A 25987-nucleotide genomic window follows, 5' to 3' on the forward strand; every position below is an offset into this window, starting at 1 on the left:
GTATGACATTAAAACTGCTTTGTGACATCGTATTGATAATCTATTTTTGCCTTTACATTACTCATCGTTGATTTCGCAGTCGCTAATGTATTGTATTTAAAACTCCATACCTTTGCCACACTGAGTTGGTCTGTTAATGATATATCATAAGATCCCGAAGTTGAGCTATTCACAAGAGCACGGCGCCATTCGCTGTTTTCACTCGTCATGATGATATGTCGTGTATTTCCCTGGCTTGGTGTTTGAGTAGCGGTTGTTTGGACTCTTGTTACAGTGGCATCACGAGGAATTCCTGATTGGTTTGTTAAGTCAAGCTTGATGACGCTGGAGTCAGAACCTGAGGGGCTAAGGCTTGTATTTCCTTTATTTTCAGCCACGCCGCTGAATTGGAACGTTCCGCTGCCGGATTTGATCCGGTCTTCAATTGAAAGTGTGAAATACATGTTTCCAGTATAGGTGCCGCGGGACACTTTCACATAGAATGTATCAGTGGTGTTTTGGGCGTCGGCGTTTGCATAAATAAAAGAAGAAAATGTATTAGGATTAATGACTTCTGTGCCTTGCGAAACAGGTACTCTGTTCTTATCGTAAATTTCGATTTTCATCCCTGTGTACGCACTCTGGTAGGTACTTCTTACGTATACTTTTTCTCCCTTATTGGCTGTAAATGTGAAATAGGCTTCATCTTGTCCGGCTTCCAGTATCGTTGTGTCTATATTCTTATATTTCCAATATCCGATTGGGGCTGCTGTATCAAATGAATTGTTCCCTGTAATGGCAGTGATTCCGGCTGCGGAAGCAGAATAAGTACAAGTAAATAGAACTGACAGCATGAGAGCGAATTGAATGATCCATTTTTTAGCCATGAGAAAACCTCCTTTTTTTTCCATCATACATAATAAAGTTTCAAGTGTAAATAAATGTTTTAAGAGGTTAATATATACAAGAGATTTGCCGATAAATAGAGAGGAGAGAATTATTCAGGAGGGAATCGAATGCGTCTGAATCGTCAATATATCCGCACCCAGCTCATGGCACAGAATATCACAAAAAAGGTTTCGGCTGATAAAGGCAGGAGTACATCTGCAGAGGTGCTGGAAAAGGCATACAGCCGGCTTGAGACACGGCCCTCTGAGAAGGGAATCGATCAGCTCAATTACTCAAAAACCAGTGTAGCGGGGAACAACGGGACTTTCAGTAAAGTGTTTCAATCAGCAAATGACCGAACAGTGAAAGACACAGGGGAAGAAGCTGTGATTCGATCCAATAATCCTTATGAATCTGAGAGCGATATCCGAATCAAAATTCTAGATGAAAAGTACAGCCGGCTGAATGCGATAAACAAAACGAAGTCCGATCCTTTAGGTTATATAAAGGATAAGTATCAAAATTTGAAGTCTCCTTATTTCAGAAGTGATCTGTCAGCTGCAGAAAGACAGGCTGCTTACGATAATGAAACAGAATGGCTATTCAAAGGAAAGGCGCAAAACTATAACCTCCAGGATGCAGCGTTTCGCAATCTTACGTTTAATGGGGAAGTGGAATCCGAGAATGCAAAGGTGTTCCAGCGAAGCCAAGTTAACCAACAGCTTCAAGTGCTCCTGAATCGGAACCATATTCAAATCCCGGCGGGTACAGAACTTACGTTTACCATTACACCCATCGATTATAAGGTAAAGGTGAGCGGAACAGACGACAAGGAGCTCATCGGTCAAATTGAGCGATTGCTGCAATCTGGAGACAACAGCAAAGAGCTGTTTTTACATATCTTGAAAAGCCAGACCAGCGATTCAGCACAATATTCCGAAGCGGCGTATCAAAAGTACCAAGCAGTTCGTGAGATGTACGAAGTCACAGGCTACCATTTGAAGGATTTAGAAGTTGTCGATGGCCGATACATCACACCTGACGGACGAGATCTATTAGAGGTATATAAAGAAAAACTTGAGAATGATCCTATGCAAAAACAAACTGCTTCCTATGCTATATCTCACTATGGTTCACAGCTCAGTAACATTGCGAAAATCGGGTATGATGCCATCCCTGATTTCATTCTGTCAATTGGCTACAGGAATGGGTCTTTGAGAGATTTGGGGCAAAGCAAGGGCTATGGGACAGGTGATACAGAGTGGCTTAAAACATTAAAACGTCAAACCGGCGTGAATTATTAGGTAAGCTGTTCATCGTGAACAGCTTATTTTTTTATGCCCATCTCTTAAAAGCAGCTGTATCATGCATCGTTTTCAATATTGTCATGATTTCATTATATTCATATAAAAGATTTTAATTAAAGTGATAGATCAAACCCATTGAATGAAAGTGTTTACCTGAAAAAAACAATTGTATTTTCCAGAGAAATTTATTATGATGAAATAAGTAATTTTGGAGATTATCTAACAATTTTATGATTGAATTTTCTGATATTTGTAGCTTAATAAGAAATGAAGAACGTTTTGGAGGCTGGCCGGCCTTGATCCTATTTCGGTTGAGCTGTACATGTATTCGTTTTTAAGAGGAGGAAGTGGAGTGGAAAATAAAGAATTGAAGAGGGGTTTGAGCGCCCGTCATATTCAGATGATTGCCTTGGGCGGTACGATCGGTGTTGGTTTATTTATGGGTTCTGCCAGCACGATTTCATGGACTGGCCCTTCTGTCCTTCTGGCTTATGCGATTTGCGGAATTTTTATCTTTTTTATCATGCGTGCAATGGGTGAAATGCTGTATGTGGAGCCGAGTACCGGTTCTTTTGCAACATTCGGCCATAAATACATTCATCCCCTTGCTGGTTATATGACGGCGTGGAGCAACTGGTTCCAGTGGATTATCGTCGGCATGTCAGAAATTATCGCAGTCGGTTCTTATATGAAATATTGGTTCCCGGATTTGCCTGCTTGGATACCTGGTATCGTAGCTATGGCAATTCTCGGTGCGGCGAACTTAATTTCTGTTAAGTCGTTCGGCGAGTTTGAGTTTTGGTTTGCGATGATTAAAATCGTGACGATTATCTTAATGATTATTGCCGGAATCGGGATTATCTTCTTTGGCTTTGGCAACGGCGGAGATGCTATCGGTTTGTCTAATCTGTGGTCTCACGGAGGCTTCTTTGCGGGCGGTTTCTCAGGATTTTTCTTTGCATTGTCTCTGGTTATTGCGGCTTATCAAGGGGTTGAGCTGATCGGGATTACTGCCGGAGAAGCAAAGGACCCGCAAAACACGCTGCGCAACGCGATTCAAAGCATTATTTGGCGTATTTTGATTTTCTATATCGGTGCTATTTTTGTGATCGTGACGGTATATCCTTGGGATGAGCTGAATTCACTTGGAAGCCCGTTTGTGTCTACGTTTTCTAAAGTTGGAATTACAGCAGCGGCTGGCATTATTAACTTTGTCGTTATCACGGCGGCGATGTCAGGCTGCAACAGCGGGATATTCAGCGCGGGACGTATGCTTTATACATTAGGTGTCAATGGACAGGCACCGAAATTCTTTGCGAAGATTTCTCGCAATGGTGTGCCGCTGTATGGCACAATCGCGGTGCTGATCGGATTAGCTGTCGGCGTTGTGCTGAACTATGTTGCGCCGCCGAAGATTTTCGTTTATGTATACAGCGCAAGCGTGCTGCCGGGGATGATTCCTTGGTTTATCATTTTGATCAGCCACCTCGGATTCAGAAAAGCGAAGGGCGCGGCGTTAGATAAACATCCGTTCAAAATGCCGTTTGCACCTTTCACAAATTATTTGACGATTGCTTTCTTGCTGATGGTTCTTGTCGGCATGTGGTTTAATGATGATACTCGGATATCTTTAATTGTAGGGGTTATTTTCTTAGCTCTTGTGGTCATCAGTTATTATGCTTTTGGAATTGGGAAGCGCGTGCAGGCGGATCTTACAAAAAGAAATCAAGCAGCTGAATAATACAGGAAAAAGAGACATTGATTGATGTCTCTTTTTTCATTTTTTACGTATGGATTTTTCTCATTTCAGCAACCTATAGGATATAGAACGCAAAGGAAAGGTGCTTATACTATGGATGTTACACTCGGTTATTTGCGCGAATCACTTTCAAATCATCTTGAAAACGAAGTCTGTCTGCGGATTTGCAAGAAGATGCTGGCGAAGCGCTATGCCAATGAAGAGGAGTTTGTAAAGGATTTGGATGACGATGAGATGTCATATTTGAATCAGGTGCTGGAAAAGGAAATTAAGTATGCCCAAGACGAACAGGATCAAAAACGGGCCAAGGAATTAAATGAGGTGTATGAATTACTGCTTTGAGAAAGGCGGGAATGAAATTGGGTGCGATTGAACGAAGCGGATATACGTTTCAGCCGGAGTTTAGTGTCGTCCGGCAAAATGGGGCGATCCACGTGTATCATCATGGAGAATTTGTTGAAGAAATTGAATTCGAGTTTAACGGAAATTACCCGGGTCATGATTTGATTGAAGAGCTTGTGAATCATTATTGCTTTGAGCATGACATTTAAGAGCCCTGTACGTTTGCAGGGCTCATTCATTTATGAAGTGATCAGGCCATATTTTTTTAGAATATCAATTGTGATGTTTTTGGCTGTTGTACCGGAGTCATCAACATTTGTGACAAACGTATAGGAGCCGTGCTCTGTTTTGATGAATCCGACAAACCATCCTAATCCCATGTCTGTCAGGCGGGTTCCGGTTTTACCGTAAAGCGTATAATGATCTCCTTCTTCTTGAATCATCATGCGTTTGACCGTTTTCATGACCGTTTTGTCAAACGGGAGATTCTCTTTGTAAAGCTTCTCCATAAAGGCTTCTTGTTCCAACGGAGAAATTGTCAGAGAGCTTTGCAGCCAAAACTGGTCGATTCCGCCGCTGATATCTTCGTTTCCGTATGACAGGGTATGAAGCCATGTTTTCATTCTTTCCTCGCCGATGTCCCTCGCTAATGCCTGGTAATACCAGATGGCAGATTCCCGCATGGCTGAGCCAAGTGTATGGTCGCGGTTCCATGATTCGAATTCGCGTTTGACGCCATCCCAGCGTTTGACATCATATTCATCCCGGACGGCTTTTACCTGCAAGCCGATTATGGCATTGGTCACTTTAAAGGTAGATTGAGGAGTTTGTCTTTTGTTGGCCCGTTCCTTGTTGTAGACAAATGTCTTATCCTTTTCTAGATCATGAAGGATGAAGGTTCCGTCAGTATCCTTGAACTCCTTATCCACATCCATTCGGCTGACATTCAGGTGTTTTTTTGTTTCATTGGCGGGCGCTTTTGCATGAACGGACAAACCTCCTGTCACGGCAATGACGAGCACAAGAAAAGCATATATCCATTTCTTCACTTTGATCTCCCCTTTGTTTTGATCATCTATCTTTTCTCCATTTCTGCTTTTCTACCTTTAAAAGTAATGAAAAAATGCTTGGAGACAAATACTGTAATGGGGTTTATCTTCGTGAGATAACGTGAAAACAGAAGTAAAAAAGGAAGGCAGGGTTGCGGGATGAATGAGCAGATTCCACATGACAAAAGCCTCGATAACAGTGTGGCTTTGATGCGGGAAGGATATTTGTTTATAAAGAATAGAAAAGAGCATTACCATTCGGATTTGTTCCAGGCACGCTTGCTTGGAAAAACATTTATTTGTATGAGCGGCGCGGAGGCTGCGAAGGTATTTTATGATACCGAACGGTTTCAGCGGCAGGGTGCTCTCCCGAAACGAGTGCAGAAATCGCTGTTTGGCGTCAATGCAATCCAGACAATGGATGGCGACGCTCATATTCATCGGAAGCTGCTTTTTCTGTCATTAATGACACCGCCCCATCAAAAACGGCTGGCTGAGCTGATGACAGAGCAGTGGGAAGCGGCTGTTACAAGATGGGAAATGGCGGATCAGGTTGTGTTGTTTGATGAAGCAAAAGAAATCTTATGCCGGGTGGCTTGCTATTGGGCGGGTGTTCCGCTGAAGGAAACGGAAGTGAAAGAGAGAGCGGACGATTTCATCGACATGGTAGACGCGTTCGGTGCTGTGGGACCGCGGCATTGGAAGGGAAGAAGAGCGAGACCCCGAACAGAAGAGTGGATTGAAAAAATGATTGAAGAGGTCCGCGGCGGCAGGCTGAAAACTGAAAATGGTTCAGCGCTGCATGAAATGGCTTTTTATACGCAAGAGAATGGGAGCCGGCTTGATGCCCGCATGGCAGCCATCGAGCTCATTAATGTGCTGCGTCCGATTATAGCGATAGCTTACTTTATTTCGTTTTCAGCGTTGGCGCTGCATGAACACCCGAAGTATAAGGAATGGCTTCGTTCTGGAGGCAGTCAGGAAAGAGAAATGTTTGTGCAGGAGGTGCGCAGATTTTATCCGTTCGGACCGTTTTTAGGAGCCGTTGTCAAAAAAGATTTTATATGGAATGATTGTGAGTTTAAAAAGGGTGCATCAGTGCTGCTTGATGTGTATGGAACGAATCATGATCCCCGTATGTGGGACAAGCCTGATGAGTTCCGGCCTGAGCGATTTAAAGAGCGGGAGGACAATCCGTTTGATTTCATCCCTCAAGGCGGGGGCAACGCGGAGAAGGGCCACCGCTGTCCGGGGGAAGGGATTACCATTGAAGTGATGAAAGCGAGCCTGGATTTTCTCGTGAATCAGGTTGAATATGACGTGCCAACACAATCGCTGCATTACAGTCTTGCCAGAATGCCGTCATTGCCTGAAAGCGGTTTTGTGATGAGCAGCATTAGACGGAAAAGCTAAATATAAAAGCTCTCTTCCTTTTCGAAGAGAGCTTTTTGATTACTTCTTTTTTTCATCGTAGTATTGAACAGGATACATGGAGCCTTCGGATACCATTTTGTTGTCCTCAATGTCATGCGGGTGCGGGTGACCGGCTTTATCGACTGGGAACGTTTCCATGTCCGGTTGTTTTGTTATCTTCATTTTCATGCTGTGAATGAATTCTCTTGCCTTTTGGCGGTTTGACGGGTCTTTTAATAGATAAGAAGTGATGCCGACAGTTGAAACAGCGAGACCGGAAAGTAACAGCTTTTGTTTCATGGTAATAACTCCTTTCTATTTTAAAAATAATGTTTCCTGTATCATTCCCGTTCTGCTTAAGGCTAAACCTCTGTGTATTTTATCAATTGTTTTACAGTAAATTCTATTTTGGGTGAAGCTAGTTACTAAATTCCTATATTGGAAGGCGAGATACATTGATTTTTTATTATTTTAGTTATCATTCGATAAATATTGACAAAGTAAAGTAATCAGAATAATAATATAACTTAGCAACAGAATGTCATCATACATGAAAGGTGTTTACGATATGAATCAGTTACATCGAAGAATGGGAACGTTTGCCCTTATGATGGTCGGGCTCGGGTCGATGATCGGGTCAGGCTGGTTATTTGGGGCGTGGCGCGCTGCCCAAATTGCGGGGCCTGCTGCTATTATTTCATGGGTTATCGGCATGATTGTTATTTTATTTATTGCTCTTTCTTACAGTGAATTAGGTTCTATGTTCCCTGAGGCAGGAGGAATGGTGAAATATACGCAATATTCACACGGTTCGTTTATCGGATTTATTGCAGGCTGGGCCAACTGGATTGCAATTGTATCCGTTATTCCTGTTGAAGCTGTAGCCTCTGTTCAATATATGAGTTCGTGGCCATGGGAATGGGCGAAATGGACAAGCGGTTTGGTGAAAAACGGAACGCTGACAGGAGAAGGATTGGTGTTCGCTTCTGTTTTGCTTCTGATTTATTTTCTGCTGAACTACTGGACAGTCAATTTGTTTTCGAAAGCGAATTCATTAATTACAATTTTTAAAATCATTATTCCAGGACTGACAATTGGCGCTTTGCTCTTTGTCGGATTTCATGGAGAAAACTTTACAGCGGGCCAAAGCATTGCACCGAATGGCTGGGCAAGTGTTCTGACTGCGGTTGCAACTTCTGGTATCGTGTTTGCGTTTAACGGATTTCAAAGCCCGATCAATATGGCGGGAGAAGCCAAAAATCCTGGGAAATCGATCCCGATTGCGGTTGTCGGTTCTCTGTTAGTTGCAACAGTCATTTATGTGCTGCTGCAGATTGCTTTCATAGGAGCGGTGAATCCGTCTGATATCGCTCACGGCTGGAGCCATCTTAATTTTAATTCTCCTTTTGCTGATTTGGCGATTGCATTAAATATTAACTGGCTTGTCATCGTATTATATGCGGATGCTTTTGTGTCACCTTCCGGAACAGGTATTACGTATACGGCGACGACTTCCCGCATGATTTACGGAATGGAGAAGAACAAATACATGCCGAGCGTGTTTGGCAAGCTTCATCCGATTTACGGCGTTCCGCGCCAAGCGATGTTTTTTAACTTGATTGTTTCGTTTATCTTTTTGTTCCTGTTCAGGGGGTGGGGTGTGTTAGCGGAAATTATTTCTGTAGCCACGTTAATTTCTTATATCACCGGCCCGGTTACAGTGATGACATTGAGACGGACAGGGAAGGATTTGTACAGGCCTCTTCGATTAAAAGGCTTAAGCGTGATTGCGCCGCTTGGATTTATCTTTGCGTCGCTCGTGCTGTATTGGGCGCGCTGGCCGTTAACAGGGCAGGTTCTGTTTATTATTTTGATCGGACTTCCGATTTATTTCTATTACCAGGCCAAGGCGAAATGGAAAGGATTTGGCCAAAACTTTAAAGGTGGCATATGGATGGTGTTTTACCTGCTTGTCATGATGATGATTTCCTATTTGGGCAGTGACAAATTCGGCGGTCTGAACGTCATTACGTATGGCTGGGATATGGCCTTGATTGCCTTTGTATCGCTCGGTTTCTATGTGTGGGCGCTGAAGAGCGGATTCAAGACAGAGTATTTGAAAGATGCGAAGGAGATTAATAGCCAGCTGGTAAGCGCACAGTCAGAAGCTGCTGCGGGAAAAGAATAAATGAAGAAAAACCTTGCGCTGTGGGCGCAAGGTTTTTTCTTTTAATAACCCTTTTTTACTTTGTGGAAAAGGTCAGGATAGTTGGTGAACACTCCTGTCACTCCCCAGTCCAGCAGGCGGCGCATATCTGCTTCTGTATTGACTGTGTAAGGATGCAAAAGCAGACCGTGGCTGCGGATCATGCGGACATTTTCTGCATTCAACGCTTTATAATCCGGACCTGCGCCGACAGCGTAGGTTTTGATTTCCTCCAAATCAGCATCTGTCATTGAAGCTATCTGCTTTGCTTCCATCAATTGAACAGTCGGCAGGTTAGGCTGTAATTGATGAATTTTTAACAGGCTTTCTTTGCTGAACGATTGGATGATCACTTGGCCGCGCTTGGAATGCTTGCTTAGCAGTTTATGCTTCTGTAAGGAAGCGATCAGTTTTTCCTCCATGCCTGGATAGGTGTCAGGCGATTTTGTTTCAATGTAATAGTTCGCATGTTTGCCAAAACGGTTTAATACCTCTTCTAATGTAGGAACTTTAAGGCCGGCGTACTGCGGCTTCGCTTTTGCCGGGTAAGCTTCATTAAACCAAGAGCCGGCATCAAGTTTCTTAATCTCCGCGAGCGTATGATCCTTCACCCAGCCCGTGCCGTTTGTGGTGCGGTCCAGTTTTTCATCGTGCATAACAATGAGTTGCCCGTCTTTTGTCATCTGTAAATCCAACTCAATATAATCGGCTTTCATTTTCTGAGCGGTTTCGTAAGATAGGATCGTGTGCTCAGGCACATATGCGGAAGCCCCTCTGTGCGCGACTGTCAGGATACGGTCAGGAGACAGCAGGTTTCCTTTTGAGGCTGCTGAAACTGGTGTAACCATAAACGACAGCAAACCAAAAGATAGCAGAACCAAAGCTAGTAATCTATTTTTTCTCATCTTTTCTTCCTCCTTATGAACAAGCAGTAACAGCTTTTATGTTAGAAAACGGATGTAAATGGCATGTTGGAAAAATATTAATCTTTTATAATCTTTTCTTAAACATGCTCCGCCCGTTTTCCCGTATTCCATGTCAAAGCCAAGAACACGATGGCCAGTATACAAGATGAGATCAGCATGATGAAGCCGCCGTTCCAATCAAATCGGTCAACGACAAATCCCATAATCGCGTTTGCGAAAGCAGACCCGCCGATGTATCCGAAAAACCCGGTCAAACCAGCTGCAGTTCCGGCTGCTTTTTTCGGAGCAAGATCAATGGCTTGCAGACCGATGAGCATCACAGGCCCATAGATTAAGAAGCCGATGCTGATCAGAGCGATGTTGTCTACCAGCGGATGGCCGGCCGGATTCAGCCAGTACACCAATACGGCAATGAAAACACCTGCCATAAACAGAACGCCTGCCGGTGCGCGGCGGCTCTTAAAGAAGCGGTCGCTGATCCAGCCGCACAGGATCGTTCCCGGTATGCCGGCGTATTCGTAAAGGAAATACGACCACCGGGAGTCTTCAGGAGAGAACCCTTTGGCTTCTGTTAAGTAAGTAGGCGCCCAGTCCACAACGCCGTACCGCACAAAGTAAACAAATACGTTTGCAAATGCGATGTACCAAAGAAACTTATTATTAAGTACATATTGAAAAAGGATTACTTTTGTCGTTAATTCTTTTTCTTGATCTTTGAAAGCGTGTTTTGGATAGTCGTTCCGGTACTCTTCAATTGGCGGAAGCCCGCAAGATTGAGGGGTATCCCGCACCAAAAGGACAATTAAAAATGAAATCAGAATCGCAATAATGGCAGGGAAGAAAAATACACTTTTCCAAGTGACAAACATAGCAATCCCAAGAGTGACAAGCGGAGCCAGAATCCCGCCGCCAATGTTGTGAGCGACATTCCAAATCGACATCTTCGTGCCGCGTTCACTAATAGAAAACCAATGGGCCATCGTTCTGCCGCATGGAGGCCAGCCCATTCCTTGGAACCATCCATTGATAAACATAAAAATAAACATGATGGTGACGCTCGAAGTTACCCAGGGCATAGAAACAAAAAGAATATTAACAATTGCAGATAAAAATAAGCCTGTCGCGAGAAAATACCTCGGGTTGCAACGGTCGGACACCATGCCCATAATAAATTTACTAAAGCCGTACGCAATGGATACGGCGGCCAGCACCAATCCAAGCTCGGTTTTTGAAAAACCTTGTTCCTGCAGATAAGGAATGGCAAAAGCAAAGTTTTTCCGCAGCAGGTAATAGCCTGCGTAGCCGATAAAAATACCTAAGAATACTTGCAGCCTGAGCCGTTTATAAGCTGCATCCGTCTTTGAATCATCCAGTCTCTCAATGTGCGGAGCCGGTTTAAATAAGTGAAACATCAAATCATCCCCTTTGCTGTTTGTGTTGGATGTGTGGCGTGCCCTCCTTCTGAAAAAACAAAAAGAGCCAGAAAACACCCCCTTGTCAAAAGGGGTGGAATTCCTGGCTCTCCTCATCTCCATCCAAGCTATTAACTTATCGTGATAGCGCTTTCTTAAATTATCATAGTCTGGAGTGAATGTAAACGGGTAATTTTAAATTGTGTGAAAAGTAAATGTTATCCTTTTGGTAGTTATGTTTTTTTACAAATAACATAAAAATCTGGGGGGAGGCTGTTGCAGGTGGATAAATTAGATATCGCATTCGGCATTTTACCGTTAGCAATTATTGTGTTATCGGTCGCCGGGACTTATGTTTGTAAAAATGTATATATGATGCCGTTAGTTAGTTTGATCATTTCTCTCGTGCTTACGTTTACGGTTTTTAATCAATCTTTTTTGGGATGGGCCGTTGTCTATAGCTTGTTTTCGCTGATTTTATCGTATATTACATTGATGGTGTTGAGGAAGAGGAAGGCATCTGGAAAATGAAATTTTCCTCCGCTTTTTTGACATATCGTTGACTATGGCAACTATATGTGATTATAATTGCTTTAATCAACGATATAAGAAAGTGGGGAGAAGTTTGAAAACCAATGAATCAGCAACGGGCTTAAAATTCAGAAAGTTCAATCGTTTTTACACGAATGTTCTTGGCTTCCTTAACGAACACATTTATGACAGCCCGTTTTCCTTAACGGAGACACGGATTTTGTTTGAGATTTACAATACGTCAAATTGTACGGCGAAAGATCTTCAGGATAAGCTGGGGCTTGACCGGGGATATGTCAGCAGAATACTGAAACAGTTTGAAAAAGAAGATTTGATTTATAAAGAGAAGAGCAAAGCTGATGCCCGCCATCATTATATATATGTGACGGAAACGGGGGAAGCCATTTATAAAAAGCTTGAGAAGAAAGCGAATGAACAGGTTGAGCTGATGCTGAAGGAAATCGATGACAAAGAGCAGCACAAGCTTGCGATGGCTATGGAGGAGATTGAAGCCATATTGTCTCAGTCGCTCTCATCCAGGTCATCAGGCATTTCAATCAGAGATTATTATCTTTCGGATGATATTCACCTTCTCATTGAAAAGCAAAGGCAATTTTATGCAGAGACTCATGGCTGGGATGATACATTTTTAGCTTATCTCCATGAGACATTTGACGCGGAAATTGAAAAGATATGGATCGCGGAAAGCGGCGGAAAATTTGCAGGCTGTGTGGGATTGGTCAAACAAGATAAAAAGACGGTGCAGCTGAGATGGTTCTTGGTTGATGCCGCGTTTCGAGGCAGAGGGCTGGGCACGCAACTGCTTGAGCATCTCGTTACATATAGCAGAGAGAGGAAGTTTGAACGGATTTTTCTTTGGACAGTGAGCAGTATGGCTGAAGCCCGCCCGCTTTACGAGAAATTTGGATTCAGACTGAGTGAAGTGAAAGAAGAAACGCCATTATGGGGACAGCATCTGACAGAAGAACGATGGGATTTAGAGCTGTCATGAAAAGACTCCACTATGCTTGGATCATCGTTTTTATCACCTTTTTGATTTTATTGGCCGTACAAGGTGTGCGCCTGTCGTTTGGTGCGTTTGTCGAGCCTTGGGAGCGGGAGTTTTCGCTGGATAGGGGCACCATCTCGCTGATTTCAACGCTGAGCTTTATTGTTTACGGGATATCCCAGCCTGTGATCGGGCGGCTTGTGGACAGATGGGGCGCACGGGCAGTTTTATCATGGAGCACGTTACTGACCGGGATCAGCATTTTCTCGACATGTTTTATCACTTCACCGTGGCAGCTCTTTCTGCTTTACGGGTTGGGGGTGTCACTCGGAGTTGGCGGAGCGTCGAATGTAGCAACAAGTGTGCTGGTGGTGAATTGGTTCAGCAAAAAGCGCGGCCTTGCCTTTGGAATCATGGAAGCGGGCTTTGGAGCGGGGCAAATGCTGCTGGTTCCCGGCTCGCTTATGCTGATCCATTGGTTTAGCTGGAAGCTGACGGTTGTGGCATTGGGGTTGCTGTTAATGGTCATTGTCCTTCCGGCAGCCCTTTTATTGCTGCGAAATCATCCTTCAGAAAAAAATGAAGAGCCGATCGGCGGGACTGCTGAGGAGGAGTTAGAAACAGGATCAAAAACCAAAGCAGGCTCAGTAACCGCGATGTTTCGTATGAAGCAGTTTTGGCTGTTGATCCTTCCATTTTTAATCTGCGGCTTTACGACCGTCGGGCTGATGGATACCCATTTGATTCCCTTTTCTCATGATCACGGTTTTTCTACGACTGTTACGAGCGCCGCTGTCAGTCTGCTGGCCGGTTTTAATATCGCTGGTATCTTACTGTCCGGAATCATAGCGGATCGGTGGAGCAGCCGGAAAATCCTCTGTTTTTTATATGCGGTGCGCGCGCTGTCGATTGTGATTCTGATTTACAGCCACGAACCCTACTTGCTTTTAGGCTTTGCGGTTCTGTTTGGATTGGTGGACTTTGCAACGGTAGCGCCGACGCAAATGCTTGCCACCCAGTACTTTCAGAATTACTCGATCGGCCTCATGATCGGCTGGCTGTCACTTGCCCATCAAATTGGCTCTGCCCTCGGAGCGTATGTGCCCGGCGTCATTTATACCGTAACAGGTGAGTATACGCTGGCTTTTTATTTATCGATTGGAATGCTTGTGCTTGCAAGCGTGATGAACGTGATGCTGAGGGAGCCTGCGGCGATGAATCGTGACAGTGCGCCTGTGATGGAGAAGGTATAAGAGAGAAAAAGCATCTCTGGCGAGGATTATTCAGAGATGCTTTTTTTGTATTTTTGTTCTAATACGAAGTCGATCATACCGACAATGCGGGTGTTTTCGGCTTTTTGTTTGAAGTTTTGGGAGATTTGAATTCTTTTAGCATTTGCAAAAGATGCAACAATCCAAAACAAGCCGATTAACGCAAACAACATTTGTATAGACATGGCTATTAAGTCATTATAATGAGTGCTGAAAAAAAATATATATAGTGTTATTAATGTGACGGAAAATACGATTTTAATAGAATGCTTGAATGTGAGTTCAGGTTCAGTTAAGCACATTTTCATTTGATTTAATGTCAATGAATCTTGTTTCATAAGATATGTCAATAATTCATTATCATTATTTCTGACAGGAAACAATTCAGTTTCAATTTTTTTGACTGTTTTCCTATAAGTTTGCATATCAACTTTCATGTAGAATCCTCCTTGAAAATAAATCCATGAATACTCATAGAGTATTCATGGATTATAAAACTATCTAAAAGCTGCTAATAACGAACCGAACAGTACTGCCGCTGCTCCTGCCTCAGGTGCTAAGAGTACTAAAGCACCAATACCTACAACTACAATAATACCTGTACCTACCAGCAGCATGTTGTTTACAATAGTATCCCAATTTGGTGTGTATACTTCTTCTTCCGAATCTGGTAATCTAAAGTGCTTCTGTTTTATTTTAAACGTAATCGTAGTCGTAAGTCCAGTTGTAGCACTGTCACCTACTGGAATATCAGGCGTATAGATTTTAAATTGAATATTTAATGATTGAGCAGTTGGATTTACATAAACCTCCAGATAACCATTACGTACTGACAAGCTGAGACTGTTTAAAAGGTTTTGATAAGAATCAATTTGTGACGCAGTGAGAGACGTTTGGGTATCGCCCAATAAACCCGTGATATAGGCACCTGGTTTACCATTTGTAATGGTAATTGTGTTTGGTGAGCCTTCACTTGGTATGGTTGCCAGAAGTGATGTGGATAGAATAATATCCAACTCTGGTGATGTGAAAATGGTTTCTGTCGTATCAAATTCAAACATCGCGTTTGCGAGACCTGATAGATTTTCTAAAGCTGGAATGGTAGATAAAATGTCTGTCAGTGTACGCAGTCTTGCATCATATACCGGATCAGACGGTGGATTTACATGGCTTACTCCAGAGTCTTTTCCTGAAAAGCCGTCTTTATCAATCCCGATGCTTCCAGAACCGCTTCCGATTGTTCCTTCATAAAATTGATCAAAGGCCCAGTTGTTTGGCATCGGATAGCCGAGATTGCCGCTGAAGCCAGTTGACATATTTGCTACAAAACTATACTTTGTGAGTCCTGCTTCTTGGGTTCGGATACAAATATTTCTTGGTCCGTATACGCCTATTTCGTATTTAGGCGCAGTAGAAAATGTCTGCATTTTCGCAAAAGCTGACTTGATTTCCTTGAAATAAGGAATAATTTTATCTGTTACTTCATAATCGTAGGCATCAAAATCGACAGCAAAATAAATGGTCGTTCCGGATGGGAAGCCTAGTCTGCGAGCTGCTGATGCCGCACTGTAAGCATCTCTTGTTCCTTGGTCTTTTACAAAGTAAGAAGATTCATAGCCGCCGTCTTGATAAATCGGAAAGACCTTTAATCCGGCATCAAAAATAACTGCAAGTTCTTGAGATGTCAGGGCTTTTGATGTGAGGCCGCTGCTTGTCCGCACATTTCCGGTTAAATATCTGCCAACTGTTTTATAACCGTTATTCCGCAGTGTTTGGGCTTTTTCTGCAGTAATAATAGTAGCGGTGTCACAAGCTGAAGCGGCGCGTGTTGTGTCTCCTGAGCTTGATAATAAAGCTTTAATGGTCGGCATGTCTGCATAACCTGTTTGCGGCAGGCACATGAACTCTTGAAATGCTTTAACGGCTGAAACAACACCGACGCCATATTTGCCGTCAAACTCACCAGGGTCGAATGATTTTCCGTTGCAATAAAGGGCGTACTGAACAATTAAAATAAAGCCTGTTCTTGAATCACCGGGAGTTAAAGTAGGGCATAAGCTTGTTGTGCCGTTTCCGAAAAATCCATTGGCGACACTTGTGCTCATACCTTCTTCTTTTTGCAAAGCATAAATAAGGGCCTTGTTGGTATCGCGGGCATACAGTCCGTCACAAGGCATTAAACCGATATAGTCATTGTAGTCCCGGTTTAAGTTTTGTTGAATCTGACGGATTCTTGAATCGCCCCCAGACACTAGTTTAAAAGCGCTCATGTCCAATAAGGCTTTCATAATCAAGGTGGTGACAATTCCGTCCTGAGTTGTCAGTCCTGCAGCTTTCTGAAACTCCTTCACCGCATTTTCTGTTTTTTCGTAAAAGACGCCTGTAAAACCGCCGGGATTAAAGCCTTTGCACCATAAAGCCCCCTGTAAAATAAAATTCATGTTGCTTGGTTTTGAATCTGGAGCTTGGCGTTTAAGAGGCTTAAATAAGCGCTGTGTTGTCGGCCCGAAGTTATCAGCTGGCTCTGAGATACCTAGTTCAATTTGAAGCGCCCGAGTCAGACCGTAGATCGTATCCCACCCAGTTTTCCCGCTTTCTTCTACTGGGTTATACCCATGTTTGCCCCTGTACGTCTCATTCAGCCACTGCTGTGTGATTAAAACCATTTCATCCATTTCGATTCCTCCTTCTTTAGATCGCGTTCATTTATAGGTGGCAAACGTAGGACGAGTTTAAAAAAGGATGCCAATACGGCATCTTTAAAACCCGTTCCTCTTTCCATTTCGCTTTCAGCTCTGAAAAGTAGAGTCCTAGTGTAAGCGCCCCTCCAGAAGAGCAATCCGTGTCATTTTTTCCTGCAGAATCAAGATAGAAGAGATGATTGTGATAATCGGCATCATGTAATTATAAGCGCTAAAAGGAGAAAGCAGATGGTTTTCATTACCTGCTACTAAACTTATGTTTCGCCATTAGCCAATGGCATTTCTCAGGGAGGATTGGGAGACATTTGAGGATTCAATAGGCGTCAGTACTCATCCAGTTGCCGCATAGCAGAGGAACAGCTCTATGAGGCAGGATTTACAGGGGTTGCACCATTTTTCAGCGCTTATGCCATTGGCGGGTGGTTTGCGGGTAAGCGGATTGACACCATTTTAAAGAGAGTGAGATGATTGATGAAAAAATGGAGGAGAGATGAGAGATGCAGCCAGAAGATATTGTCCGAAGCGGTCCGAATCAATACATATGCAAACAAGGAATTGTAAAAGAGCTGCCGGCATTTGTGAAGGAATGGAAGCATCCTGTTGTTGTAACGGGCATCAAGTCGTATGAGGCGTTTCAAAAGTATGCTGCGATTCCGCCAGAGTGGAGAGTGATTCAGCATAAAGGGTACAGCTCGCCTGAAGCAATAAGGGAGATTGCGGAACAAGCGGCATCTGCTGATCTCATTATCGGGATTGGCGGCGGAACAGTGTTAGACACGGCAAAAGCTGTTGCAGATCATATGGATATCGAAGTCATAACTGTTCCGACAATCCCTGGAACTTGCGCGGCAAGCACGCCGCTGAGCGTGATCTATGATCAAGAAGGCAACTTTATCCGAGTCGATTATCATAAACGTTCCAGCTATTTGACACTCGTTGATCCGTTATTGCTGCTTTCTTCTCCTATCGAATATGTCAAAAGCGGAATTGGCGACACGCTTGCGAAGTGGTATGAAGCGGAAGCCATTATCAGAAATACGAAGGAGCCTGTTTCATTAATGGTCGAAGCAGGGCTTAGGCAGTCTGTCTATATTCGTGATCTTTTGCTGCAGGAAAGCCTTAAGGCTGTTGAAAGCCTTGAGAGAGGGGAAGCCTCGGCTTCTTTCACAGCTGTAGCAGAAACCATTATTACTTTGGCAGGAACTGTAGGCGGTTATGCCGGACGCTTCGGCAGGATGGCGGGTGCCCATGCGGTTCACAACGGTCTGAGTTTTATCCCGGAAACCCATCATGTACTGCACGGACAAAAGGTGGCGTACGGCATACTGATTCAGCTTGCGCTTGAGAAGAGAAATCAGGAAATTGAAGAGCTGATTCCGTTTTATCAGCAGCTTGGCTTTCCGGTGAAACTGAGTGATTTAGGCATCTATAAGAATCAAGAGCATGCGAAGAAAGTTGTTGCGGCTCACGCGTGCAAGCCGGAAGAATCGTTATGTTTGATGGGTTCTTTTTGTGAAGCGGATGTTGTGGCGGCAATTAATGTATTGGAATCATAAGCTAAAATAAGGGTTTTCTTATTTTAGCTTTTTTATTGCGAAATTTATTTTTTGAATATTTCAGTTATAATGGTTTTTGAACAGATAGGAGGGGCAAAGATGTATCAATCAAAGAAGGTTTTATTGTTAGGCTCAGGTGAACTGGGGAAAGAAGTTGTGATTGAAGCCCAGCGTCTCGGGGTAGAGACGGTGGCGGTAGACAGCTACGAGCATGCTCCGGCGATGCAGGTGGCGCATAAAAGCTATGTCATTGACATGCTGGATCGTGAGCAGATCAGACACATTATTGAGAAAGAAAAACCTGATTTGATTGTGCCTGAGGTTGAGGCGATCGCGACGGATGAATTGCTGAAGCTTGAAGAGGAAGGGTTTCACGTGATCCCAAATGCGCGTGCGGCGAAGCTGACGATGGACCGGGAAGGCATCAGGCGGCTTGCGGCAGAAAGGCTCGGGCTTGCGACGGCAGGCTATGAATTTGCGAATACATATGAAGAATTTGTACAGGCTGCAGCTCATATCGGCTTCCCTTGTGTCGTCAAACCGTTGATGAGTTCTTCGGGAAAAGGCCAAAGCGTATGCCGCTCAGAAGCGGACTTGGAGAGCTGCTGGGAGACGGCGATGGAAGGCGGACGAGTGAAGAACGGACGCGTGATCGTCGAGGAGTTTATCCCGTTCGAATCAGAAATTACACTCTTAACTGTGCGTGCAGTGAACGGTACGGTATTTTGTGCGCCGATCGGCCATGAGCAAAAGGATGGAGACTATATCGAATCATGGCAGCCTCATCATATGACAGAGCAGCAAATTGAAGAGGCGAAGCATATTGCGAAAGCCATTACTGATGAGCTTGGCGGGTACGGTCTGTTTGGTGTTGAGCTTTTCCTTGCGAAAGACAAGGTGTATTTCAGTGAGGTGTCTCCTCGACCGCATGATACAGGTCTTGTGACGCTGGTGACGCAAAATTTGTCGGAATTCGCGCTGCATGTTCGGGCGATTCTCGGCTTTCCGATTACAGAAATCACACAGCTTTCTCCAGGCGCCAGCCGGCCCCTCAAAGCACCGGAAGAGTCAGCGGATTACACTGTTGAAGGTTTGGAAAACGCGCTGGCAGTGCCAAATACACAAGTGCGCGTGTTTGGAAAGCCGATAACGAAGGTCGGACGCCGTATGGCGGTTGCGCTTTCTGCGGCTGACACTGTTGGAAAAGCGCGAGAGAACGCGAAGAAAGCGCTGGATCAACTATCGATTCAATAAACATGAAACAGACGGGCCTTGTCTTGATACATGGCCCGTTTTTTTATCATCCCGCCAAAAATTGTATCATAAGAATCAAATTCTTGATTATAATGTAAAAGTCTTCCAATGAAAAGGCTGGTTGACACAAAAGGAGGGGGATGACTAAAATGAGAGTAGTCTCAAGATTCAGAAAAAAATGCTTTGCAGGGTTTACGATTTTGTGTTTGGCAACGGCAGCGGCGGTATCTTTCGGAACGCCGGCAGAAGCGGCGGAGAACCCGCAAACCTCTGTCTCCAATACGGGAAAGGAAGCTGAAGTCAGCAATAACCAGACGTCGAAAGCGGAATTGGTTTCTGATCCTTATGAAGGAACCGGAAAAACAAGCAAAACATTACACGAGCTCATAGAATCAGAAAAAAACATTAAATCCTTAAAGCCATCAAGTGTAATTGGATCTGATGAACGCGTCAGAATTTCAGGCACTACGTCATTTCCTTACAGAGCAACGGTTCAGCTATCTGTCAAATATCCCAATACCTCAAGCACTTATGGATGCACAGGCTTTTTAGTGAACCCGAATACTGTGGTAACGGCCGGACATTGTGTGTACAGCCAGGATCACGGGTGGGCTTCTTCGATCACTGCTGCGCCGGGCCGCAATGGTTCATCGTATCCATACGGCACTTATTCCGGCACGATGTTTTACTCCGTTAAAGGATGGACGGAAAGCAAAGATACCAATTATGATTACGGTGCAATAAAACTAAATGGTTCTCCTGGCAACACGGTTGGCTGGTATGGTTATAGAACAACAAACAGCAGCAGCCCCGTCGGCCTCTCTACATCAGTTACAGGATTTCCGTGTGACAAGACTTTCGGCACCATGTGGTCTGATACAAAGCCGATTCGCTCTGCGGAAACGTATAAGCTGACCTATACAACTGATACGTACGGCTGCCAAAGCGGCTCGCCTGTTTACCGCAATTATAGTGATACGGGGCAGACGGCCATTGCAATCCATACCAACGGAGGATCGTCATATAACTTGGGAACAAGGGTGACGAATGATGTATTCAACAATATTCAATATTGGGCAAAGCAATAAATACGGTAAACTGGCCGTTTTCATTTCTATTTTGTTTTTATGCGGATGCAGCTCTCAGGCGCATTCAGATTCTGCTCAGAAAGAAACAACGATTCCTGTGACCCTTCATGTGGAAGACGATGCCGGGTTACCGATGGAAGGCGTTCAAGTAACGATTGTCAAAGCGCCGGCATCAGATCAGGAGCCGAATACAGAGATCGGTGAGATTCTCGGTTTGACAGACAAAAACGGAGACATCACATGGGATACCGGGAAAAAGGGTGACTATTCCATCGCCTTGACGAAGAATGAAACGTCTGTGACACATCAAGTGTCATTAACAAAGGACAAAAAAGATAAGGTTATTCCATTAGTCTTTAAAGAATAGACGGTTTTCCTTCAAGTTTAGGAAGAGCGTCTTTTTTTTATTGATCTTCGTATATGATCAAACTATATACTGGAAAATTGTTATATGAGATAATAAGAATGGGTATTTTTTCTTACAAGAAAGGGCAGTCTCCTTTCTCTATATATAAATGAAAGTCGGAGGAAAAAGAAAAAGATGAAACAGGATTCGATGCAGCTTGCCGCGGCTGAAGGCGGTACATGCTTTTACCAGGCTTATGATGAAAGCCTTTCTTTGTGGCCGATTGATTCGGAAGCTTTCTATGTTTCTACTCGTTTCGGAAAAACACATATCATGGCAAGTGGGCCAAAGGACGCACCTTCGCTCGTACTGCTTCACGGGGGGCTCTTCAGCTCTGTCATGTGGTATCCGAATATCGCCGAGTGGAGCGGTCAATATCGTACATATGCAGTCGATATAATAGGAGACAAAAATAAAAGTATACCATCAGCCTCTCTGGATACGAGAGCTGATTGCGCTCACTGGCTGAAAGATGTTTTTGATTCGCTTGGACTTAAGACAGCACATCTGGCCGGGTTTTCCCTTGGCGGGCTTCATACAGTGAACTTTCTGCTTGATATGCCTGAAAGAGTGGAACGAGCGGTTGTCATGAGTCCTGCTGAAGCGTTTATATCATTTCATCCGGATGTCTATAAATATGCCGCAGGCCTTAGTGAGCCGAGCGGGGCTGATGCTTACATCAAGTGGCTGACAGCTGACCGCTATCAGCTTCATCCCATACTGCAAAAGCAGATCAAGGCTGGAGTCAAGTGGCAGGATGAGAAAAGAAGCCTGACACCGAAAGAAAATGGCTTTCCCTACGTGTTCACAGACGCGGAGTTAAAGTCAATCACGGTTCCGATACTGCTGATGTTCGGCGAGCATGAAGTGATGTACCATCAGCAAATGGCTTTAGAAAGAGCTTCTGTATTAGTCGCGGGGATTCAGACGGAAATGGTCAAGAATGCGGGACACCTGTTACCTCTGGAGCAGCCGGACTATGTCAATAAACGTGTAATGTCATTTTTAGGCGAAAATGAAATGAGTACATAAATTGAAAAGACTGGCATTCATTGTTCAAAAGGTAACAAATGTTGTATAATAATAGAATTTGAGTGCTGCTTTTTTTCTGGCAGTCTATGTTATCATGTTTAATAGAGAGATTTTTCCTGTAACGCTGATTCGATATACAACGTCGTGTTGATATAAGGTTTTTTTCAATTGGAGGTTTGGTTACACTGTGAATTATATACCCAGTATGATTACGATAGGAAACTTTATTTGCGGGCTTTTGGCGGTTCATTCCTTAATATTTCACAACATCCATTCAGCAGTGATTTTCATTTTTACCGGCATGTTTCTCGATTTCTTCGATGGAATGGCTGCTCGTAAGCTGAATGCTGTATCTGATATGGGGAAAGAACTGGATTCATTTGCGGATCTGGTCACATTTGGCGTGGCGCCATCCATGCTCGCCTACAGTGTCGCTTTATATGCCTTGCCGTTTATCGGGATACTATGCGCGCTGGCTTACAGTATTTGCGGAATGCTTCGGCTCTCTAAATTTAATGTTGAACAAAGCAAGCTTCCGACGTTTATCGGAATGCCGATTCCATTTGCGGCAATGTGTCTCGTCATTTTATGCTTTGTGAATAACCCGATTCTGCTGGCGCTCGGCACATGCGGGCTGTCTTATTTAATGGTGAGCAAAGTGAAATTTCCTCATTTTAAAAAACACGCAGCAGAAAATCTGGAGTCCGAAAGATGGAATTAGTGCAGCAGCTGATAGCGGATTATGGTTATCTCGCTATTTTTTTAATGCTTGTTCTTGGAATTATTGGATTGCCGATACCCGACGAAGTCATGATGACAATCGTCGGTTATTTTACGCATATTGATGTGCTGAATTATGAGCTTGCCATTTTTATCAGCTTTGTCGGAGCCCTGTTAGGGATGATGATCAGCTACATGATCGGCAGAAAGGCCGGGCGTCCGTTTATCGATAAGTATGGCAAATGGGTCGGTTTGAAAGAAAAGAGAATGCTGAAAGTAGAAAAATGGATGAAGAAATACGGACCGTATTCTCTTATATTAGGTTATTTTATTCCAGGCGTCCGGCATGTGACGTGTTACTTTTCGGGAATCGGCAAAATGGAGCTGAAAACGTATATCGCGTATGCAGCGATCGGCGCCTTTTTGTGGTGCTTTATTTTTATTACAATCGGAAGGGTTATAGGGATTATTCATGTTTAATACGGCTGTAAAGATTCTGTACCGATCATTGATAGAACTGACAAACCATCGATTATCATCCTGCCTGATCAAAGGGTTTTGCGAATCGAAAATCAGTAAGCCGGTCATTCCGCTCTTCTCTAAACACTTTCAGATTAACTGGAATGATGTAGACGGAACGGCTGCTGACTACGGTTCGCTTTCCGAATTGTTTATTCGGAATATTAATTTGGAGCGGCGCCCTGTTTCAAAAGAGGCGCATGCTGTGGTCAGCCCCGTTGACGGTGTCGTTCAGACGATAGGGACTATCAATCATAATCAAACCTTTACGGTAAAGGGAAAAGACTACTCATTTGCTGAATTGACCGGCTGTAAAAGCGCTGATCATCAATACAACGGTGGATATTTCGTCGTGCTGTACTTAAGCCCGCGGCATTACCACCGTTTTCATTCCCCGATCAGCTGCACATATCAAAAGCTGGCAGAACTCGGGAACCGTTCATACCCGGTGAATCAGTTAGGATTAAAATACGGAAAAGATGTACTGTCGAAAAATTACCGAGTTGTTTATGAGTTGAATAGCGGCAATCGAAACGTGCTGATGATTCCTGTCGGCGCGATGAATATTAACTCCATCGTGCAGACCAGCACAGGTGATCAATTGAAGATCGGCGAGGAGCTGGGGTACTTTTCATTTGGTTCAACCGTCATTTTGATCTTTGAAAAAGACGCGTTCCGGCCGTCTGCTGATGTAACAGAAGGCCAAGAAGTCCAAGTCGGGCAACTGTTAGGTTATGGAGAGTAAAGAAGAGGAGCTCGCAAATGGAAGCGGCGCCTCTTTTTTTGAAGAAAGGTGAGAGTGATGGAAAAACAAATCGTCAGCTGGATCACACATTATCAGCAAACCGGAGATGGAGCGGCTCTTCACAAGGTGCAGGAAGCGTGCTGGCCGATTGTGGAAACAGTTCTGCAAGAGGCGGCAACTGATGCAGAGCAAGTGAACGATTTGCGCCAAAAAGGATTGGAGCGGTTTCCATTCATCATCAGCAAATACCAATCGGATGTGCAGCTTCCGGTTGAAACGTTTTTGAGAAATACGTATCGGTTTTATTTTCATCAGGCAATGAAAGGCTCTTAAAAAAACGGCTTCTATCAGCAGAAGCTTTTTTTTATATATAACTGAAAAGGAAACTTTTTCTATAACTATCTCGTAACTACTAGAGAACCTAGCAGAAAAGGAGAGATAGAATTGAAACATAAGTTAGTAAAAATGACTTTGCCGCTGCTGATCGTCTGTCTGGCGTTTTCTTCTTTTGCGGCGCCCGCCCGTGCTGCTTCTGAAGAAAAACATCGGGATCGCTGGATTGAACGGAATGCCCATCCGCTGGATTCTTCCGATGCTTCAAACAAAGATCTTCGATTTCTGAAGAAAGTGCTGAAAGGAAAACGAATCGTCCAGTTAGGAGAAACCACACATGGCTCAGGTGAGATGAATGCAACAAAGGTCCGCATGATCAAATACCTCCACGAAGAACTGGGATATGATGTACTGGCCTTTGAGTCTGGCTTTCCCGAAGCAAATGCATCCTACCTTCACATGGATCAATTAACCCCGAAGAGCATGATGAAACAATCCATTTACCCCGTATGGCACACAGAAGATGTGGTTGAACTGTTTGATTATATGAAAGAGCAAAAAGAGAAAGGTGATCCGCTTATTCTCACTGGATTTGATATTCAAAGCCTGAAGAATTCATTCGACGGTGCTGCGAATCAATGGGTAAAGGCGGTGGACCCTGAAAAAGCCGAGCTGCTTTCCCAATCAGAAAATGATTTTTTCAGCTTAGTGTCAAACAGCAAAACGATGGAAGAATTTACGCAAAAGAAAGAAGCGCTTGTGACAAACTACAGGGAGCTTATCAAGTTCGCTGACACACATGCTTCAACGCTAAAAGCGCACCTTCCGAAAGAGCCGAAAGCTTATGAGATCTTTGTGCATTCCCTTCAGCTGAGAATTGACGTAATGGAAACATACATGCTGGAAGAAATGAAAGAAAAGCTAATGGATTATCCGGAGAATATGGAGGATTTTTCATTCTTTATGAGAGACCGCATGATGGCTGAACAATTTCAGTGGGTTGCAGAAACGCTTTATCCAAAAAAGAAGATTATCGTCTCGGGGCACAATTACCATCTTCGCAAACAGAATACCAAAATGATAAAGGACTGGGTACAGCTAAACGGACCTAACATGGGTGATTATTTGCCTGAGCGGCTGAAAAAACAGACCTATACCATTGGAATCTATGCGTACTCTGGAGCCAGTCTGGATAGCTCCGATAATAAGACCGTTAATCCGGTAACAAGCCCGCCGCCGGCTGGAAGTCTTGAAGACTTGCTGAAAGCTGCGAACCATCCATCGGTCTTTGTTGATTTTCTCCATACCAAAAAAAGCAAAGGAACTTCATGGATGTATACGCCGCGTACAGCGCTGTATTGGGGTTTCAAGGAGGAGCAAATGATATTGAAGGAACAATATGACGGTGTGATTTGGCTGGAGCATATAACGCCTTCTGTTATTATAAAGTGAGGAAAGAAGATCCCCTGTGTAAACACACAGGGGATTTTTACATATCGCAAAAATAATCAAAACATGTAAGGCGGGATCTTTTATTCTG

At 43.9% G+C, this 25987-nt stretch carries 26 protein-coding genes; 19 read left to right on the top strand and 7 right to left on the bottom strand.

The window, feature by feature from the left end; translation table 11 throughout:
• Window positions 1-8: 8 nt before the first annotated feature.
• Window positions 9-866: a hypothetical protein gene (locus tag NYE43_RS01220; RefSeq protein WP_341060660.1), complete on the bottom strand. Its 858-nt coding sequence runs from the start codon at window positions 864-866 to the stop codon at window positions 9-11.
• A 129-nt stretch (window positions 867-995) separates the two neighbouring features.
• Here NYE43_RS01220 and NYE43_RS01225 point away from each other — a divergent pair, with 129 nt between their 5' ends.
• From NYE43_RS01225 to NYE43_RS01240, 4 genes are all read left to right on the top strand, one after another.
• The gene (locus NYE43_RS01225) at window positions 996-2171 is read left to right on the top strand and encodes a DUF4885 domain-containing protein (protein ID WP_341060662.1); all 1176 of its coding nucleotides are present in this window, start codon (window positions 996-998) and stop codon (window positions 2169-2171) included.
• Between the two features lie 355 nt (window positions 2172-2526).
• Window positions 2527-3915, top strand: a complete 1389-nt coding sequence (locus NYE43_RS01230) for an amino acid permease (protein WP_024120047.1) — start codon at window positions 2527-2529, stop codon at window positions 3913-3915.
• Between the two features lie 111 nt (window positions 3916-4026).
• Window positions 4027-4275, top strand: a complete 249-nt coding sequence (locus NYE43_RS01235; RefSeq protein WP_010332841.1) for a sigma-G-dependent sporulation-specific acid-soluble spore protein CsgA — start codon at window positions 4027-4029, stop codon at window positions 4273-4275.
• Window positions 4276-4292: 17 nt separating this feature from the next.
• Window positions 4293-4484 carry a DUF5370 family protein gene (locus tag NYE43_RS01240; RefSeq protein WP_024120048.1) on the top strand — a complete coding sequence of 64 codons (192 nt, stop codon included), beginning with the start codon at window positions 4293-4295 and terminating at the stop codon, window positions 4482-4484.
• Between the two features lie 30 nt (window positions 4485-4514).
• On the opposite strand, the gene blaOXA is transcribed toward NYE43_RS01240, so the two are convergent.
• The gene (gene blaOXA, locus NYE43_RS01245) at window positions 4515-5324 is read right to left on the bottom strand and encodes a class D beta-lactamase (protein ID WP_101860225.1); all 810 of its coding nucleotides are present in this window, start codon (window positions 5322-5324) and stop codon (window positions 4515-4517) included.
• A 159-nt stretch (window positions 5325-5483) separates the two neighbouring features.
• Here blaOXA and NYE43_RS01250 point away from each other — a divergent pair, with 159 nt between their 5' ends.
• Entirely contained in the window at window positions 5484-6737 is a 1254-nt protein-coding gene (locus tag NYE43_RS01250) for a cytochrome P450 (protein ID WP_101860224.1), read from the top strand.
• Between the two features lie 39 nt (window positions 6738-6776).
• Here the strand turns inward: NYE43_RS01250 and NYE43_RS01255 are convergent, their stop codons facing one another.
• Window positions 6777-7037 (bottom strand): hypothetical protein, encoded by a 261-nt coding sequence (locus NYE43_RS01255; RefSeq protein WP_024120051.1) that lies wholly within the window; start codon window positions 7035-7037, stop codon window positions 6777-6779.
• Window positions 7038-7305: 268 nt separating this feature from the next.
• On the opposite strand from NYE43_RS01255, the gene NYE43_RS01260 reads away from it, so the two are divergent.
• Entirely contained in the window at window positions 7306-8925 is a 1620-nt protein-coding gene (locus NYE43_RS01260; RefSeq protein WP_024120052.1) for an APC family permease, read from the top strand.
• 41 nt (window positions 8926-8966) lie between these two features.
• Here NYE43_RS01260 and NYE43_RS01265 read toward each other — a convergent pair whose 3' ends face one another.
• Window positions 8967-9848: a glycerophosphodiester phosphodiesterase gene (locus NYE43_RS01265; RefSeq protein WP_101860223.1), complete on the bottom strand. Its 882-nt coding sequence runs from the start codon at window positions 9846-9848 to the stop codon at window positions 8967-8969.
• Between the two features lie 98 nt (window positions 9849-9946).
• Window positions 9947-11281: a glycerol-3-phosphate transporter gene (gene glpT, locus NYE43_RS01270; RefSeq protein WP_101860222.1), complete on the bottom strand. Its 1335-nt coding sequence runs from the start codon at window positions 11279-11281 to the stop codon at window positions 9947-9949.
• 282 nt (window positions 11282-11563) lie between these two features.
• Here glpT and NYE43_RS01275 point away from each other — a divergent pair, with 282 nt between their 5' ends.
• The 3 genes from NYE43_RS01275 to NYE43_RS01285 all read left to right on the top strand — a co-directional run bounded on the left by NYE43_RS01275 (window position 11564) and on the right by NYE43_RS01285 (window position 14074).
• Window positions 11564-11812 (top strand): YbeF family protein, encoded by a 249-nt coding sequence (locus NYE43_RS01275; protein WP_024120055.1) that lies wholly within the window; start codon window positions 11564-11566, stop codon window positions 11810-11812.
• Window positions 11813-11906: 94 nt separating this feature from the next.
• A complete protein-coding gene (locus NYE43_RS01280) occupies window positions 11907-12824 on the top strand; it encodes a bifunctional helix-turn-helix transcriptional regulator/GNAT family N-acetyltransferase (protein ID WP_101860221.1) in 918 nt (305 codons plus the stop codon).
• The gene (locus NYE43_RS01285; protein WP_101860254.1) at window positions 12821-14074 is read left to right on the top strand and encodes an MFS transporter; all 1254 of its coding nucleotides are present in this window, start codon (window positions 12821-12823) and stop codon (window positions 14072-14074) included. The genes NYE43_RS01280 and NYE43_RS01285 overlap by 4 nt, the downstream gene beginning before the upstream one ends.
• A 26-nt stretch (window positions 14075-14100) precedes the next feature.
• Here the strand turns inward: NYE43_RS01285 and NYE43_RS01290 are convergent, their stop codons facing one another.
• Both NYE43_RS01290 and NYE43_RS01295 read right to left on the bottom strand, forming a co-directional pair.
• Complete coding sequence (locus NYE43_RS01290; protein WP_101860220.1) at window positions 14101-14529, bottom strand: hypothetical protein; 429 nt, start codon at window positions 14527-14529, stop codon at window positions 14101-14103.
• A 60-nt stretch (window positions 14530-14589) separates the two neighbouring features.
• Window positions 14590-16767, bottom strand: a complete 2178-nt coding sequence (locus NYE43_RS01295; protein ID WP_101860219.1) for a glycoside hydrolase domain-containing protein — start codon at window positions 16765-16767, stop codon at window positions 14590-14592.
• A 524-nt stretch (window positions 16768-17291) separates the two neighbouring features.
• Here NYE43_RS01295 and NYE43_RS01305 point away from each other — a divergent pair.
• The 10 genes from NYE43_RS01305 (at window position 17292) to NYE43_RS01350 (ending at window position 25899) form a co-directional block, all read left to right on the top strand.
• Window positions 17292-18350: an iron-containing alcohol dehydrogenase family protein gene (locus NYE43_RS01305; RefSeq protein ID WP_024120060.1), complete on the top strand. Its 1059-nt coding sequence runs from the start codon at window positions 17292-17294 to the stop codon at window positions 18348-18350.
• Window positions 18351-18449: 99 nt separating this feature from the next.
• Window positions 18450-19604: a phosphoribosylglycinamide formyltransferase 2 gene (gene purT / locus NYE43_RS01310; RefSeq protein ID WP_101860218.1), complete on the top strand. Its 1155-nt coding sequence runs from the start codon at window positions 18450-18452 to the stop codon at window positions 19602-19604.
• Window positions 19605-19753: 149 nt separating this feature from the next.
• Window positions 19754-20692, top strand: coding sequence for a trypsin-like serine peptidase (locus NYE43_RS01315; protein ID WP_024120062.1), 939 nt, complete (start codon window positions 19754-19756; stop codon window positions 20690-20692).
• Window positions 20655-21059, top strand: a complete 405-nt coding sequence (locus tag NYE43_RS01320) for a DUF2606 family protein (protein ID WP_024120063.1) — start codon at window positions 20655-20657, stop codon at window positions 21057-21059. The genes NYE43_RS01315 and NYE43_RS01320 overlap by 38 nt, the downstream gene beginning before the upstream one ends.
• Before the next feature lie 174 nt (window positions 21060-21233).
• Entirely contained in the window at window positions 21234-22130 is an 897-nt protein-coding gene (locus NYE43_RS01325) for an alpha/beta fold hydrolase (RefSeq protein ID WP_101860217.1), read from the top strand.
• A 187-nt stretch (window positions 22131-22317) separates the two neighbouring features.
• The gene (gene pssA, locus NYE43_RS01330) at window positions 22318-22851 is read left to right on the top strand and encodes a CDP-diacylglycerol--serine O-phosphatidyltransferase (protein ID WP_095714500.1); all 534 of its coding nucleotides are present in this window, start codon (window positions 22318-22320) and stop codon (window positions 22849-22851) included.
• Window positions 22842-23330, top strand: coding sequence for a DedA family protein (locus tag NYE43_RS01335; RefSeq protein ID WP_024120066.1), 489 nt, complete (start codon window positions 22842-22844; stop codon window positions 23328-23330). Before pssA ends, NYE43_RS01335 begins: the two co-directional genes overlap by 10 nt.
• Window positions 23323-24114: a phosphatidylserine decarboxylase gene (locus NYE43_RS01340; protein WP_095714499.1), complete on the top strand. Its 792-nt coding sequence runs from the start codon at window positions 23323-23325 to the stop codon at window positions 24112-24114. The genes NYE43_RS01335 and NYE43_RS01340 overlap by 8 nt, the downstream gene beginning before the upstream one ends.
• A 57-nt stretch (window positions 24115-24171) precedes the next feature.
• Window positions 24172-24447 carry a hypothetical protein gene (locus NYE43_RS01345; protein ID WP_024120068.1) on the top strand — a complete coding sequence of 92 codons (276 nt, stop codon included), beginning with the start codon at window positions 24172-24174 and terminating at the stop codon, window positions 24445-24447.
• A gap of 132 nt (window positions 24448-24579) precedes the next feature.
• The gene (locus NYE43_RS01350; protein WP_373271216.1) at window positions 24580-25899 is read left to right on the top strand and encodes an erythromycin esterase family protein; all 1320 of its coding nucleotides are present in this window, start codon (window positions 24580-24582) and stop codon (window positions 25897-25899) included.
• Window positions 25900-25987: the final 88 nt, after the last annotated feature.

It is taken from the genome of Bacillus sp. FSL R5-0434 (assembly GCF_038004745.1).
Taxonomy (GTDB): Bacteria; Bacillota; Bacilli; order Bacillales; family Bacillaceae; genus Bacillus; species Bacillus halotolerans.

Bases quoted from the DNA above. Each gene is read 5' to 3' on its own strand.
- NYE43_RS01220 (WP_341060660.1), bottom strand. From the start codon at position 866: ATGGCTAAAAAATGGATCATTCAATTCGCTCTCATGCTGTCAGTTCTA.
- NYE43_RS01225 (WP_341060662.1), top strand. From the start codon at position 996: ATGCGTCTGAATCGTCAATATATCCGCACCCAGCTCATGGCACAGAAT.
- NYE43_RS01235 (WP_010332841.1), top strand. From the start codon at position 4,027: ATGGATGTTACACTCGGTTATTTGCGCGAATCACTTTCAAATCATCTT.
- NYE43_RS01250 (WP_101860224.1), top strand. From the start codon at position 5,484: ATGAATGAGCAGATTCCACATGACAAAAGCCTCGATAACAGTGTGGCT.
- NYE43_RS01255 (WP_024120051.1), bottom strand. From the start codon at position 7,037: ATGAAACAAAAGCTGTTACTTTCCGGTCTCGCTGTTTCAACTGTCGGC.
- NYE43_RS01260 (WP_024120052.1), top strand. From the start codon at position 7,306: ATGAATCAGTTACATCGAAGAATGGGAACGTTTGCCCTTATGATGGTC.
- NYE43_RS01265 (WP_101860223.1), bottom strand. From the start codon at position 9,848: ATGAGAAAAAATAGATTACTAGCTTTGGTTCTGCTATCTTTTGGTTTG.
- glpT (WP_101860222.1), bottom strand. From the start codon at position 11,281: ATGTTTCACTTATTTAAACCGGCTCCGCACATTGAGAGACTGGATGAT.
- NYE43_RS01285 (WP_101860254.1), top strand. From the start codon at position 12,821: ATGAAAAGACTCCACTATGCTTGGATCATCGTTTTTATCACCTTTTTG.
- NYE43_RS01290 (WP_101860220.1), bottom strand. From the start codon at position 14,529: ATGAAAGTTGATATGCAAACTTATAGGAAAACAGTCAAAAAAATTGAA.
- NYE43_RS01295 (WP_101860219.1), bottom strand. From the start codon at position 16,767: ATGGATGAAATGGTTTTAATCACACAGCAGTGGCTGAATGAGACGTAC.
- NYE43_RS01305 (WP_024120060.1), top strand. From the start codon at position 17,292: ATGCAGCCAGAAGATATTGTCCGAAGCGGTCCGAATCAATACATATGC.
- purT (WP_101860218.1), top strand. From the start codon at position 18,450: ATGTATCAATCAAAGAAGGTTTTATTGTTAGGCTCAGGTGAACTGGGG.
- NYE43_RS01315 (WP_024120062.1), top strand. From the start codon at position 19,754: ATGAGAGTAGTCTCAAGATTCAGAAAAAAATGCTTTGCAGGGTTTACG.
- NYE43_RS01320 (WP_024120063.1), top strand. From the start codon at position 20,655: ATGTATTCAACAATATTCAATATTGGGCAAAGCAATAAATACGGTAAA.
- NYE43_RS01325 (WP_101860217.1), top strand. From the start codon at position 21,234: ATGAAACAGGATTCGATGCAGCTTGCCGCGGCTGAAGGCGGTACATGC.
- NYE43_RS01335 (WP_024120066.1), top strand. From the start codon at position 22,842: ATGGAATTAGTGCAGCAGCTGATAGCGGATTATGGTTATCTCGCTATT.
- NYE43_RS01340 (WP_095714499.1), top strand. From the start codon at position 23,323: ATGTTTAATACGGCTGTAAAGATTCTGTACCGATCATTGATAGAACTG.
- NYE43_RS01345 (WP_024120068.1), top strand. From the start codon at position 24,172: ATGGAAAAACAAATCGTCAGCTGGATCACACATTATCAGCAAACCGGA.
- NYE43_RS01350 (WP_373271216.1), top strand. From the start codon at position 24,580: ATGACTTTGCCGCTGCTGATCGTCTGTCTGGCGTTTTCTTCTTTTGCG.